9 protein-coding genes are annotated in these 13,881 nt (G+C 67.0%); 4 read left to right on the forward strand and 5 right to left on the reverse strand.

Features of this window, described 5'->3' with window-relative positions; translation table 11 throughout:
• Positions 1–41 precede the first annotated feature (41 nt).
• Positions 42–1,022: a helix-turn-helix domain-containing protein gene (locus JQ639_RS25135; RefSeq protein WP_211968842.1), complete on the reverse strand. Its 981-nt coding sequence runs from the start codon at positions 1,020–1,022 to the stop codon at positions 42–44.
• Between the two features lie 165 nt (positions 1,023–1,187).
• Here JQ639_RS25135 and JQ639_RS25140 point away from each other — a divergent pair, with 165 nt between their 5' ends.
• Entirely contained in the window at positions 1,188–1,913 is a 726-nt protein-coding gene (locus tag JQ639_RS25140) for an alpha/beta hydrolase (RefSeq protein WP_211968841.1), read from the forward strand.
• A 111-nt stretch (positions 1,914–2,024) separates the two neighbouring features.
• On the opposite strand, the gene JQ639_RS25145 is transcribed toward JQ639_RS25140, so the two are convergent.
• Both JQ639_RS25145 and JQ639_RS25150 read right to left on the reverse strand, forming a co-directional pair.
• A complete protein-coding gene (locus JQ639_RS25145) occupies positions 2,025–3,314 on the reverse strand; it encodes a hypothetical protein (protein ID WP_211968840.1) in 1,290 nt (429 codons plus the stop codon).
• 256 nt (positions 3,315–3,570) lie between these two features.
• Positions 3,571–4,326, reverse strand: coding sequence for a metallophosphoesterase family protein (locus JQ639_RS25150; protein ID WP_211968839.1), 756 nt, complete (start codon positions 4,324–4,326; stop codon positions 3,571–3,573).
• Between the two features lie 299 nt (positions 4,327–4,625).
• Between JQ639_RS25150 and JQ639_RS25155 the strand changes: the two genes are divergently transcribed.
• Positions 4,626–5,849, forward strand: a complete 1,224-nt coding sequence (locus tag JQ639_RS25155; protein ID WP_211968838.1) for a serine hydrolase domain-containing protein — start codon at positions 4,626–4,628, stop codon at positions 5,847–5,849.
• A gap of 12 nt (positions 5,850–5,861) precedes the next feature.
• On the opposite strand, the gene JQ639_RS25160 is transcribed toward JQ639_RS25155, so the two are convergent.
• Positions 5,862–9,230, reverse strand: coding sequence for an autotransporter outer membrane beta-barrel domain-containing protein (locus JQ639_RS25160; RefSeq protein ID WP_211968837.1), 3,369 nt, complete (start codon positions 9,228–9,230; stop codon positions 5,862–5,864).
• Positions 9,231–9,553: 323 nt separating this feature from the next.
• On the reverse strand, positions 9,554–10,564 hold the full coding sequence (locus tag JQ639_RS25165; protein ID WP_211968836.1) for a helix-turn-helix domain-containing protein: 1,011 nt from the start codon (positions 10,562–10,564) through the stop codon (positions 9,554–9,556).
• Positions 10,565–11,164: 600 nt separating this feature from the next.
• Between JQ639_RS25165 and JQ639_RS25170 the strand changes: the two genes are divergently transcribed.
• Positions 11,165–12,589 carry an exopolysaccharide biosynthesis polyprenyl glycosylphosphotransferase gene (locus JQ639_RS25170; protein ID WP_211968835.1) on the forward strand — a complete coding sequence of 475 codons (1,425 nt, stop codon included), beginning with the start codon at positions 11,165–11,167 and terminating at the stop codon, positions 12,587–12,589.
• A gap of 26 nt (positions 12,590–12,615) precedes the next feature.
• Positions 12,616–13,878 carry a glycosyltransferase family 4 protein gene (locus JQ639_RS25175; RefSeq protein WP_211968834.1) on the forward strand — a complete coding sequence of 421 codons (1,263 nt, stop codon included), beginning with the start codon at positions 12,616–12,618 and terminating at the stop codon, positions 13,876–13,878.
• Positions 13,879–13,881: the final 3 nt, after the last annotated feature.

The following is a 13,881-nucleotide window of genomic DNA, read 5'->3' on the forward strand; positions in this document are numbered from 1 at the left end:
AGATCGTTCGAGCCGATCTGCGGAACGTCGATACGCCCGCCTCACCGCCCGCGCCAGTCGCGCGGTCGACAGCCGAAACGCTGCTTGAAGCGCCGCGTGAAATGGGAGAGATCGGAGAAGCCCCAGTCGAAGGCGATGGCGCCGATCGCGGTGGCGGCCAGCGCCGGATTGCGCAGGTCGGCCGCGGTGCCGTCGAGGCGCTGCGCGATCACATAGTCGGTGAAGGTGTTGCCCGATCGCGCCAGCAGCTTGTGGACATAGCGCGCGCTGATCCCGACAGTGTCGGCGATATCGGCGACCGACAGCCCGGGTTCGCGCAGCCGGTCGTGGATCGCCTGCCTCAGCGCCAGCAGCGTCGCGTCCGCAAGGCCTTCGGCCTCCCGGTCGCCGGCGCGGCTGCGCTGCGACAGGCTGATGGCGACGAGATCGATCAGCACGCGGAACAGCCGCACACCTTCCGCTTCCGCCATCCGCGACAGGCCATCGTTCAGCGCCCGCGCCGTGCCAGCGATCAGATGCCCGACGAACGGATCGTCGGAGACGCGTGCCGCCGGAACATCGAAGCCCGCCGGCAGGCGCTCCTGCAGCGCTTCGGCCGGCACCATGAACGAGGCGACCTGCAGCTGCGGACCACGATCATGCAGCAGCGTGAACAGCCGGCCGCTGTCGAAAATGCCGACCTGCCCCGGCGACAGGCTGATCTCGCCGCCGTTCTGGCGGATGCGGCAGCGTCCCGCGAGCTTCAGGTTGAGATAGAAGCAGCGCCGGTCGGACGACGCGATGTCGGCGGCGGAACGGCCGACGATATGTTCGGGGAAAGTGACGCGGTTCAGCGCGCCGTCCCCGAACCGGACATGTTCGACACGCGCCGAAAAACGCGATGCGGCGGGCGGCTCCGGCGTCAGCTTCATGAACGCCTGACAGATCGCCTCGCGATAGTAGGCGAACTGTTCGTCCGGCCGGGTGTCGCTGGTGTTCCAGGCGATCTGGCGAGGGACTGCGGCGCGCTCGGCCTGCTGCATCGGTTCACTCCAGGCCTAATCCGGTTCAGTTCCAGCCAAGCGGATTTCGCCGGCGCGGTTCACACTGGTTCGCAACAACAACAGCGAGGCCGCTCTCGGCCACATGGTGGCCCACGAGCGAGCGATTGCGCGCCGATGTAACCATTCCTGCGGAGGAGCTACAATATGTCGACCTATGTCCTCGTTCACGGCGCCTGGCACACCGGCGCCGAATTCGAACCCGTCGCCGCCCCGATCCGCGCGGCCGGCCATCAGGTTCATACCCCCACGATCAGGGGCAACCGGCCCGGCGACGCCAGGACGACGGCGCTGAAAGATGCCATTCAATCCATCGCCGACTATCTCGCCGACAACAACCTCAAGGATATCGTCCTGGTCGGCCATTCCTATGGCGGCATGGTCATCACCGGTGTGGCCGATCTCATGCCGGACTGGATCCGGCGGGTGGTGTACTGGAACGCGTTCGTGCCGAACAACGGCGAATCGCTCAACGACATGGTGCCGCCGCACTATGTCGGCCTGTTCGATGCCATCGCCGCCGAGCGCGGCGACGGCTCGGTAGTGTTGCCGTTCCCGATCTGGCGCGAAGCCTTCATCAACGACGCCGACCTCGCGCTGGCGCAGAAGACCTACGATATCCTCAACCCGCACCCGCTAAGGACCTTCACCGACAAGATCGCGCTCAAGACCAATCCGGCCGAGATGGCGGTGGCGAAGTCCTACATCAACTGCACCGAGGACACCGCCCTGCCGCACAGCCATCCCTGGCACCCGCGGCTGTCGGAGAAGCTCGGCCTGTTCCGCCTGGTGCAGGTCGCGGGCAGCCACGAGCTGTGCTTTACGGATCCACCACGGCTCGCCCGCGCCATCATGGATGCCGGACGCGACTGACGCCGCCTTCTGGAGCGTTTCCGAGCGAAGTGGGCACCGGTTTGCGTGACAAAAACGCGTCAAAACAAAAAACGAGAGCGCGTTTGCGATTCCCTCAACGGCAAACGCTCTCTAGGGGGCCCAGGCGGCGAAGGCCTCCGCGAACGCGCGCATGCCCGATTCTCCCTTGGCGACGGCGAGGATCGCGCGACGACGATTGCGATACACGATCGGGATGTCGAACCAGCTCCGCTCCTTCAATAGCGGGATGTTGCGGTCCCGATCGGCCGCGGCATTCGACAGGCCAGCCAGAAAGACGCCGTCGGACACCTTGACCACAAGGCCCGCGAGCGGAATGCCCTTGCTCTGCTCGCTCGCCTTCATAAGAATGCCGGGCATGCTGTCGACACCATAGTTGGAGGTCACCGGCAGCGCGCTGAACGCCATCGTCACCGTATGGCTCGCCGGCAGGGACGCGTCGGTGTTGCGCCGCATGGTCAGCGCCATCTTCATCGCGCGCGCGGGCACCGCGATGTCGGCCGCGAGGACGACTTCCGGCGGCCCACCGTCACTCGCTGGCTTGCGTTCGACGCGCCACACCACCGTTCCATCATAGCGGCGGCCTTGCGGTTCACCAGGATCTTCCTCGTAGAGCACCACCGCTTGCGCCCCCGCAGGGCGTGTCACCTCTAATCCCGCGATGCCCGGCGCCGGCCGCGGGGCGGGGACGCTCGGCGGGTTGGCGGGGACCACCGCCGCTTGCGGTGGACCGGTGAACGACGGCGAGACCGATGGAAAGACATCGCGCCGGCCGACCTGCGGGCCGTCGACCGTGTTCACGCCCGCATCCGGCGACGCCACGACACGCGTGACGATGCCCTCGCGGATGAGTTCGGACGTCGAGGGAAACCAGATCCCATCCGGATGCGGCGAAGCCACCTTCGCCGCGAACTCCGGACTGAGGCCGAAGCGCTGCAACCATGCGACGTCGGCCGCAGCCATCGCCGCTGCGCCAAAGCCGATCCGGCCGCCGGACACCAGCAGCCTGTCCTTGCCGCCAAGGAACATGATGGCGCAGGCCGACAGACAGTCGCCAGCGGCGATGGTCACGAGATTGCGGCGCCGGATGAGATCCGCCACGTTCTGCGCCTCGATCAACTGGCCGCCAGTGGAAGTCAGGCGGACGATCCGGACATCGTCCATCGCATCGAGGAAACGCCCGAACTCCGCCGCGACGCCTGACGTGATGCCGCCGGAGAAGGCCAGCACCCGACCACCGTCCATGATGTGAAAATCATGCGGCGCAGCCTGCGCGTTGCCCGCGCTGGCGGCCTCCGCGTGGGCCACTTGCGGCAGGCCCGCGAGCACCAGGCCGACAAGCAGACCGAAGCCGCCGAGCACCGCCGCGATCGTGGCCGCCATCCCCCGCCACCCCACCGCCGCGAACAAGACATTGCGGGCCGCCCGACCGGGCGATGACTGAAACGCGGGAGATCGCGACACGGCGGCACCAGGGCAAGGGCAAGGGCAGATCGATGTCGCGATGATGGCATCACAACCAGACGTTGTCATGCGCCATTTCGCGCGCAAAATGCGATTTTGCAACGGCAGGCGCGCCTTTCGCTGCGAGGCGAGCCGGCGCGCGGGCGCCGGCGGCCGCAGCCGCCGTGAGACGGATCTATGACAGCAGGACGACCTCGGTCCTGATCTCCACGCCCGACAGATCGATCAGGCGATAGCCGTATGTCGACGAATCGAGCGTGATGCGATCCGCGCGCTTGATGATCTGGTAGGACACCGCCGGCGACATCAACTGCCGGATGTTCGCTTCCCGGGCGTCGTCGACCATATGGTAGTGGCCACAGAACACGACGACCTCGCATCCCGTCTGCACGAGCAGCGATGTGAGCTGTTGCCGATCGCGGAGCGCCGCGCCGGCATGCTCGACCGGCGTGTCGACCGCCAGAAGCGGATGATGCATGAAGAGCGCGATCCTTTCCGCGCCATCGACCTGATCCGCGATCCAGGCGAGCTGAGCCTCGCCGATGGCATTGTCGGACGTGTCGAGGACGATCGATCGCCAGGGGCCTCCAGGCCGCGAATAGCACAGCCTGCGGTCGACAGCGCTGACGGCGGGCCGCCAATGGCGCACGACATCGTCATGGGTGTCGTGATTGCCGAGCACGATCGACATCGCCAGCGGCAACGCCTTCAGGCGGTCGAAGAAGCCCGCAACCGATTCGCCGAGACCGATATCGCCACCGAAGACAGCTGCCGACACGCCGCGGCGGACCATGTCGTCGAGAACGTTGTCGAGACGGCGGCCATGTTCATCCGGTACGCGATCATATTGCATCCGGCCTCCGTCCACATTGCGATCGATCGTCGGGCGCTGGCCGAGGTGAGTGTCGGTGAAATGGGCGATGAGCGTCATTGTCCTGCCTGTTGAAGCCGCGGCGAAGGCGCCGGCAAAAGGCCTCTTGCACGGCGCGGGTTGAAGAACGAGCGAAGCGCCCCGGCACGACGACCAGGGCGCCCATCTCCAGCCGCGACCCTAGCAGCGCATCGCGACGCCATGTTTCGATCCCCGTCGAAGAAACGCATGGCGCCACGCCGCCAAAGGCGCATCGCGCAATCTGCGATACCGCAGAAAGCCGCAAGGTTGAGGTCATGCTGTTCCGACAGAGTGCCGGCGCATCCCGGACCATCCGAGGTGCCAAACCGGAGAGGCCGATGCCGTCGTTCACCGCACGCCGTCCCGCGCTTGCCCGTCGCCGACCTGTCGCGGGGCACACAGCGTGGCTTCTGACAGGTGCGCTGCTTGGATTGCCCCTCGCCGGCTGCAAGACATCCGATGTGCTCGGGCCGGCGGTCGAAGCCGCGGCGGAGAGCCCGACCGTCTGCACCGCGGCGAAGCCCTATGCCGGACAGCCGCTGCACGCGGCACCGTCGGCCAGCGTGCTGCCGCCGCGTGCCGCGCTTGCCGGACAGCTTCCCGCCGCCACAGCCGACAAGCTCGAAGCCGCGCTCGACACCGCCTTCAAGGCGACGCAGGCGCAGGCGATGACGGCGGCCGTGGCGCTGCCCGGCAAAGGCCAGTGGACCGGGATGCGCGGCACCGACAAGCCGCTGTTCTTCTGGGCCAGCGCCGGCAAGCAGGCGATTGCCGTGGTGGTGCTGCAGCTGGCCGAGGAACGCAAGCTGCGGCTGAGCGACCAGGTATCGCGCTGGATCGATGGTGTGCCGAACGGCGATCTCATCACTGTCGAACACTTGCTGTCTCATACCAGTGGGCTTTACAGCGCCAACGAGGACGAGGCGGTGCACCGCAGGGGCGGCCGCATGACCCGCGACGAGGAGATGGCGATCCTGCGCCATCGCGGCGCGTTGTTCTGTCCCGGCGAGAACTGGCGCTATTCGAACTCCGGCTACGCCCTGCTCGGCGACATCATTTCCAGGGCCGACGGTCGCCCGTGGCGGCAGGCGATCGAGGCCCGCATCATCGACCGGCTCGGCCTCAAGGGCATGCGCGTGGCGCAGCCGGGCATGGCCACCGACGATATCGCGCTGCCCGCGGCCGCGAACGGCGAGGACGGCCTCGATATCACCGTGCCCGGCGCGGCGGGCGCGCTGATCGCGTCCGCGTCCGACATGGTGCGGTTCGAACAGGCGGTGCTCGATGGCGAACTGCTGAAAACGACGAGCCGCCGGCAGATGCTGGCGCAGCTCTATCCGATGTTCGACGCCGGCACGTTCTACGGCTTCGGCGTCATGGTCTACGACCGGCCCGACACGCCGCGGCGGCTCTACTGGATCGGCCACAGCGGTGGCGGCGCCGGCGTGCGCGCCGTGGTCGCCTATGATCCGCACCGCCGCGCGTTTGCCGCGGTCTCGCTCAACGGCGGCGCGGGCGACGCCCATGCCAGCGCCAACCTGCTGCTGAAGACGCTGGACTGATCCGCGACGCTGTCAGAACGTCACGCGGAAGTTTGCCTTCACCGACTGATCGGACAGGCGGGAATCGAACTGGCCGTCATAGGCGATCCCGAGAACCGCGCCCTTGGTGAGGTTGACGTCCAGCCCCGCGCCGGCGATGGCCGCGTCGCGCCCGATGGGCAAGCCGGCAACACCGAACGGCGAGCCGCCGCCGAAAGCCACGATCGCGAGCGGCGTGACATCGCCGAAGGCGTGGCGCCAGCCGAGCGTGGCGCGCGCCGCCATGTCGGGGCCGTCGATGAACGAAAAATGGTGCTCCGCCCGCAAACCGAGGGTCGTGAAGGTGACGGCTGTGCGGTCGCCAGCCACCGCGAGCGCGGCAGCGCCGCCGCGCTCCGTAAAGCCATCGGTCGACAGATTGACATAGGCGAGGTTGGCAAAGGGCTCGAACATGACGCGGCGGCCTGCGTCGATGCGATAGCCCAATTCACCGAACACCTGGGTCGTGCGTGCCTGCTGGTCACCCCTGAGCATGTCGCCGAAACCCGCAAAGCTCACCGTGCGGCTGGTGGTGATGTCATGCCAGGTGAAGGCCGCTCCGGACCGGAACGCAAGGCTGCCCCACTGCGTGCCGGCATAGCCGGCGACATGATAGTTGTCGCTGGCTCCCGACGACATGCGGTCAGCGATGCGCAAGGTGGAATGGCTATAGCCACCGAGCACACCGAGGCGCCAGGTTTCGGCGACGCGTGCATCGCCGCCCGCGAACAGGCCGCCGATGTCGCGTGCCAGCCCCGCGGCGTTGCCATTGCCCGACGCCGATCCCCAGGCCCCGAAGCCGCGCGCCCACATCGCGATCGCATCGCCCGCCCGTGCCGCGGCCGGATCGGCGGACGCATAGGCCATCGCCGGTGCGGAAGCGACTGCGACGCCATCGAACGCGGAACGCAGGCGGTCGATCGCGGCCTCGCGCACGAAGCGGCTGTCCTCGATCATCACCATCCTGGCGGAGGCCTGAACCTCACCCGACAGGGCGTCGAAAGCCTGCCGTGCCCCCGCCGCGCCCGGCTGCTGCACGACCGCGTCATAGATCGCGCCACTGCGCAGCGCCTCGGTCGCCCGCGCCGTCGCCACCTGATTCGGTGTGATCGCGACCGACGGAAACGTGGCCTGACTGCGGGTGACGTCGAGATAGACGTTGGTGGGATCGTAGCTCAGCGCGAACTGAAGGAACGGGAAGCTCTGTGTCAATGACGCGAACGTGCCGGTAACGCCGCCATTGGCGGTGAGAATGGTGTAGCGCGTCCCGGACCGATAGGAGCCGGTCTCGGCGATCACGTTGACGCTGCCGCCCGCAAGCTTCGCGGTGCCGCTCGCCGCGATCCTGTCGCTCTGGCCGCCGGCATTGAGTTCGACATCATAGAACGAGCCGGCTGCGAAGCTGACGTTGCCGGCAACATTCAGCGTGCCGATGGAATTGCCCGGCGCGACGCGGGCGCCACTCGCCACGGCGACACCGCCGACGGTGCCGATGCCGCCGAGCGTACCGCCGGCCAGCGTGACGCGGCCTGCGATGCTCGCCGCCGGATGGCTGTCATCCCCCACCACGAGCTTGCCACCCTGGACCGTGGTGGTGCCGGAATAGGTATTCCGGCCGTTCAACACCTGGGTGCCGGCGCCGGTCTTGACGAGGCTCAACGGCGCAAGGCCATCGGCGATCACGCCCGAAAACACCGTGTTCGTGCCATTGGCGCCGAGCGTGAGGGTCGCGGCCGGCTCGCCGGAGTTTTGCACCAGACCGGCGCCCGCGAGCGCCCCGATGGTCTGCTTCCGGCCACCGATATCGAGCGCCGCGCCGGAAGCGACCGTGAAGGTGCTTGCCGCCGACAGCGCATTGACGCGACCTGCCACGAGAAGGCCGGCCATGACGGAGGTCGGTCCGGTGTAGGTGGACACGCCGTCGAGCGTCAGCGTGCCGGTGCCGATCTTGGTCAGCCCGCCGTCGCCGCTGATTGCGCCACTGAGCGCGACATTATTCGCCATGGTATCGACGGTGGCACCCGCGGCGTTCAGCACGATGTCGCGATTCGTCCAGAAGTTCGTGGTGAGCTGCAGCGTGCCGCCGTTGAACACGAGCCGCGCGCTGTTGCCGAGGTTGACGTCGTCGATGACCGCGAGCGTGCCGCCATTGATCGTCGTATCGCCATTGTAGTCGTTCGCGCCCCCCAGCAGCAGCGTGCCGGCGCCGGTCTTGGTCAGCCCGCCATCGCCCGTGATCGGGCCGGCGAAAGAGACCGTGTTGCCGTTGGTATCGATGGTGCCGCCGCCCGTGTTGAGCAGGACCTGGCGATTGGTGTTGAAGCTCGACAGCGCCTGCAACGTGCCGCCGCCGAACGTCAGCCCGCCGCCAGCGGCGCCGAGGCTGGCATTGCCGGCCACCGCCAGCGTGCCGGCGTTGACCGTGGTGCCGCCGGAATAGGTGTTGGTGCCGGTCAGGGTCAGCGTGCCCGTGCCGACCTTGACCAGACTGCCGCCGGACGACACGTTGAGACAGCCATCGCCGGCGGCGCAATCGGTGATCGCGCCGCTGACCGTGGTGCTGAGATTGTTGCCGCCGACGGTGAGCTGGCCGCCGCCGAGCACGAAACGGCCGGCGCCTTCGATCGAGCCCGCGGTGAACCTCCCATCGTTCTGGGGACCGCCATTCATCGAGAAATCGATGGAGCCGCCATTGGCGACCAGCCGCGCGTTGCCGGCGGTCGCATTGTTCAGGAATCCGATCGTGCCGCTGTTGTTGATGACGGTGGCATTGCCGGCCGTCGACGACGCTTGCCAGGCGATGATGCCGTTGTTGTTGGTGATGGTGGCGTTGCCGGCGCTCGCCGTATCCGCCCACACGATCTGGCTGCCATTGTTGGTGATCACCGCATTGCCGGCCGAACTCGTATCGTAGAAGGCGAGCCCGAGATTGACGCTGCTGACGACATAGCTGGCGCTGCCCGCAGAACTGCCCCCCGTGAAGAACATCGACCCGCCGACCGCAACATTGAACGTCGCGCTGCCACCGTTCACCGCGACGCCGGTGCCGTTGAGCGTCAGCGTCCCGGTCGACAGACCGAACGTATAGGCGGGGGCGTTCGCCCCGAGCTGAATGCCGCCCAGGGCAAGGGCTCCGTCCGGCGTGATGGTCACGGCGGCCCGCGTCGATGCGCCGAAGATCGCGCTGCCGGTCGGCACTGCCCCGCCCATCCAGTTGGCGGCCTCGTTGAATTCGGCGCTGGCCGGATTGGCCAGCCATTGCGCATCGAGCGCCGCGGCCGGATGAAGACCAGACAGCAAGGCCAGCAGCGCGGCAAGCGAGACACGGCGGCCATAGACCGCCGTGGACGTCAAATTCAGCACGGTACAGCTCTCCACTGTCAGGACGGCGCCCCGGGCGCCACGGCAGCCGATCCCGTTCAGCCGCTCGCCTTCGAGCCGCCGCCGGTCGTCGCCATTGATTGTTGTTGTGCCCGGGCCTGCCGGAGGGCGCCGCCTCCGGGCCGCCCGGCCCTTGATCCCTGTTCTGGATTATCAATCCGCGCAGCGCGGTTCACGCACCGTCAGCGCCTGGCGGTCAAATGTTGCTGGATGTGCAAGATCGGTAACGATTTCTGCATGGTCCGAAAGGGACCCGCGACGGCCGGGCTTCGCCGGCCGCACCACGACACCGCCGGGGCCGGCGCTCAGCGCAGGCGTCGAATCCAGCCCCACCACTCGTCGGGCTCGATGGCCGTCATCGACGGGCTCTCGCCGCGCATTGCAAGGCTGCGCACCTCGCGCGCGGTCATGCCGACATGGCGGCGGAAGGCGCGACTGAAGCTCTTGGGGTGGGTAAAGCCATAGGCTTCAGCAATTTCCGCGACACTGAGGTGGCGTTGGGACGGATCCGCCAGTGCCCTGCGGCAGGCCTGCAGCCGCTGCTTCTGGACGTAGCTGGCGAAGCCATCCCACGGCTCGAACAAATAGTAGAGCTTGCGCTGCGAGATGCCGAACGCCGCCGCGACACCGTCCACGGACAGCGCGGGATCGGCAATGTGCAATTCGATATGACGGGCGATGGCACCGAACAGCGACGATAGCACGCCCTGCCGGCCCTCCTCGCGAACGCCGCCATTGATGGCCGCGGCGGCGAGCTGGAGTGTCGGCTGGAGCAGCGCCTCCGCATCCTGCGGCATGAGTTGCGATCCACTCTGGAACATGGCGACGAGATGGCTGTGCAGCAGGCGCACCAATGGGTTCGATCCCGGCAGCACCCGCATGTTGTGCTCGTCCGGCGCGGACAGCAGCGGCGCCAGCAGCCGACGCGGCACCACGGCCGTCAGATTGGAGAAGCCTGTCACCGTGGTCGCCAGCGGCTGCGCGAGATCGGAGATCCAGAGATCGCCCGGCCGCGTGCGCTCCGCAGAGCTGCCGTCGCGGCGGCCACATGAACCTTCGGTGTAGAACTGCAGCAGCATGTGATCGAGATTGTCACGGCCGATCCGGCGCGGCGAACGATCGAAGGTTTGGGCGGCGGAGCGGCAGGTGCCGAGCAGCAACTCGTCGAACTGGAATCCCTCGACGCGGGCATGAAACGCGCCGTCCGGCGCCTGGCGCAGCCGCGTATCGAACATCACGCCGATGCTTTGCTGCCACGCCGCCGCGGCATCGGAGACCGCAAGGCCTTTGGTATCGAGGATGGAATGAGGCAGCATGAACACGCACCGGACACATCGCCGCCACGGGCCACCGTGTCAGCACCGTTCGCGGAACGCCGTATATATGCAGGAGACGGCTGCGCGTCGCAAGATCGTCGGCGCTGCAGCTTTCGTCGCAGGCCGCATCTTCCGGCCCTCGGTGCGATGGCCCGGCCCCGCCTGCTCTCAGTCCGTTGGCAACGCGCGGCACTCGCCGCGCCTGAATCATCGCACGCACATCGTAACCGAAGCGCGTGTCGCTCACACGAACGACGCCGGCAGGACGATGACCGTCATGCCTGAGGCTGCATTTGCGCCTCGTTGCGCAGATCGAACGACGTCCGTGCGGGGCGGATCGTAATCGCGCAGCGCGCGACAACGGCATTGCGCTTCCGCGTGAAGCCGCCGCGCAAATCGTTACTGCGAGAGCGGTAATGTCATCCGTCGTTTCCCGTGATTTCCCTTACGAATTAATTGCGTTTTTTGGAAATGCTTAGTTTTCCGTAAACGAGCGTGTAGAGCGGCTTCATCGATCGCCATGGAGCTCGCTCGTAAATGTCGCTGTTCAGGCACACGGATGATTGGGTCGCGTCTCGCCCCGTCGCTGCCGACGCGGCCGTGCAGCAGACCGGTACCCATGTGCTTCAGCGTTTTTACGTACCGACACTGAGATCCGCTCACACGACGATCGCAACCCTCGAATGCCTCGCGATCTCGGCCGGTGCGCTGGTGACGATCTTCTCCTACGCGATGCATCGGCCGCCAACCGGACTGGCCGTGCTTTACGTCGCGACCGCGGCGCTCATCGGCATCGCCCATCTCGCGGTGACCGCCGCCTCGCGCCAGTTCACGCTGATCGAGCGGCCGACGCCCTATCTCTATCTGCTCAGCGGCTTCGCCTCCGTGACATTGATGTTCGTCCTGCTCGCGGCCGCGCTGTTCTTCAGCCGCGTCGCATCAGTCTATCCGCGTGACGCTCTGCTCGCGCAACTCGCGACGTGCGGTGCGATGGTCGTGATCTTCCGCGGCTTCGCACATCTGCGCTTTCAGACTGCGGTTGCCGCGGGAACGATCCATGGCCGGCGCATCGTGCTGATTGGTCGCCAGGCCTTCGTCCACGACCGACATCGTGACATGCGCTTCGGCGGCGCCGGCGTGCAGATCATCCACTGCCAGATCCCGCCGCGCGACCGCAGCGGTCGCGCCTGCATCACCGCGGAGACCATCGCCGAAGCGCTCGTCGACCAGTGCCGCATGCTTCAGGCGGACGACGTCATCCTGCTCGCCGACGAGACGCGCAAGAGCGAGCTGTCGACCATCACCACCTCGTTCCGTGAAATTCCGGCCTCGATCTACGTCCTCCCGCGCGAGGCCCTCAGCGTGTGGGCCCAGGCACGTCTGGCGGATGTCGCCGGCGTGATGGCCTTCCGTGTGGCCGACGCACCGCCATCGGCGACAGCACTCGCCATGAAGCGCGGCTTCGACATCGTGGCCGCGGCGTCCGGGCTCATCCTGCTGTCGCCGCTGATGCTGGCGGTCGCTGCCGCCATCAAGCTCGATTCCGAAGGCGCCGTGCTGTTCGCACAGGATCGCCACGGCTACAATAACCAGCCGATCCGGGTGTTCAAGTTCCGCACCATGCGAACATCACCCGACGCGCCGTTCCGTCAGGCGACCCGCGACGACCCGCGCATCACGCGCGTCGGCGGCTGGCTGCGGCGCAGCAGCATCGACGAATTGCCACAGCTGTTCAACGTTCTGCGCGGCGACATGTCGCTGATCGGCCCGCGGCCGCATGCGATCTGTCACAACGAAATGTTCATGCCCGAGATCAAGCTGCTGTCGCGGCGACACAACATGAAACCGGGTTTGACCGGATGGGCCCAAGTGAACGGCTATCGCGGCGAGACCGACACGCTGGAGAAGATGGTCCGGCGTGTCGAATGCGACCTCTACTACATCGATCACTGGTCGCTGTGGTTCGACCTAAAGATTCTCCTTCTCACGGTGTTTTCCAGAAAAACCTACTCAAACGCGGGCTAACACGCGTTGAAAATCCAGGTGGCGTCATGCGTATTGCGATTGTCGACTATTCCGGACATGCCTTTGCCGTGCAGCTGTCGCGCGCGCTCGCCGCGCGCGGCCACGAGGTGCGGCATTTTCACTATGCGGATTTCCAGAGCCCTCACGGCACGCTGAGCCGCACCGCGGACGATCCGCCGACTTTCTCGATCGCGCCAGTCTCTCTGGGGGTGCCGTTCCACAAGCACTCCTTCGTGCGGCGCCGCTTCCAGGAGGTGCGTATCGGGCGGGCGTTCGCTGCGGCGATCGCCGCGTTCGGCGCCGATGTCGTGCTGGCCGGCAATTGCCCGCTGGATTGCGTCAGCCAGATCGGCCGCGGCGCCCGGCGCAGCGGCAGCCGCTTCGTGTTCTGGCAGCAGGACATCTATTCGTCCGCGATCACCCGCATCCTTGGCCGCAAGTTCGGGCTTCCGGGCCGGCTGGTCGGCGCGCACTATCGCCGCGTCGAACGCAACGCCCTGCGCAACAGCGACGCCATCGTGGTCATCAGCCGCGATTTCGTCGACACCATCCGCGACGAACTGAGACTGCCGGCCGGCCGCATTCATGTGATCGAGAACTGGGCGCCGATCCGCGAGCTGCCGCAGCGTCCCAAGGACAACGACTGGGCGCGCCGCCACGGTCTCGCCGACAAGACCGTCGTGCTCTACAGCGGCACCATCGGCCTCAAGCACGACCCGCATCAGCTGCTCGACCTCGCGCTCAGCCTGCAGGGCGACGCCAATACGCATCTCGTCGTGGTGTCGGAGGGCCCCTATGCGGACTGGCTCGCCAGCCAGTGCAACCAGCTCGGCCTTGCCAACGTACGCGTGCTGCCGTTCCAGCCGTTCGCGGATTTTCCGAACGTGCTGGGTTCGGCGGATGTCACCGTCGCGATCCTCGAACCCGACGCCGGCGTGTTTTCGGTGCCATCGAAGATCCTCAGCTATCTCTGCGCCGGCCGCGCCATCGTGCTGTCGGCGCCCACGGAAAATCTCGCCGCCCGCATCGTGCGTGGCTGCAACGCCGGCCGCGTGGTCGACGCCGGCGACCGCGCCGCGCTGGTGCATGCGGTGCGGCTGTTCATGGACAACCCGGCGCTGCGCGCCGACGCCGGGCGCAATGCCCGCCGACATGCGGAAGCGACCTTCGACATCGACATGGTGGCGACGCGGTTCGAGACGGTGTTCCACGACCTGCTGACGGAGCAGGCGTCGCGCACCGCCAGCCCGCTGCACGACGATACCATGCGCCCGATCGTCCGGCGCTAACAC

The organism is Bradyrhizobium sp. U87765 SZCCT0048, from assembly GCF_018131225.1.
GTDB lineage: Bacteria > Pseudomonadota > Alphaproteobacteria > Rhizobiales > Xanthobacteraceae > Bradyrhizobium_A.

Coding starts and splice junctions, on each gene's coding strand:
- JQ639_RS25140 (WP_211968841.1), top strand. CDS start 1,188: ATGTCGACCTATGTCCTCGTTCACGGCGCCTGGCACACCGGCGCCGAA.
- JQ639_RS25150 (WP_211968839.1), bottom strand. CDS start 4,326: ATGACGCTCATCGCCCATTTCACCGACACTCACCTCGGCCAGCGCCCG.
- JQ639_RS25155 (WP_211968838.1), top strand. CDS start 4,626: ATGCCGTCGTTCACCGCACGCCGTCCCGCGCTTGCCCGTCGCCGACCT.
- JQ639_RS25175 (WP_211968834.1), top strand. CDS start 12,616: ATGCGTATTGCGATTGTCGACTATTCCGGACATGCCTTTGCCGTGCAG.
- JQ639_RS25135 (WP_211968842.1), bottom strand. CDS start 1,022: ATGCAGCAGGCCGAGCGCGCCGCAGTCCCTCGCCAGATCGCCTGGAAC.
- JQ639_RS25145 (WP_211968840.1), bottom strand. CDS start 3,314: ATGGCGGCCACGATCGCGGCGGTGCTCGGCGGCTTCGGTCTGCTTGTC.
- JQ639_RS25165 (WP_211968836.1), bottom strand. CDS start 10,564: ATGCTGCCTCATTCCATCCTCGATACCAAAGGCCTTGCGGTCTCCGAT.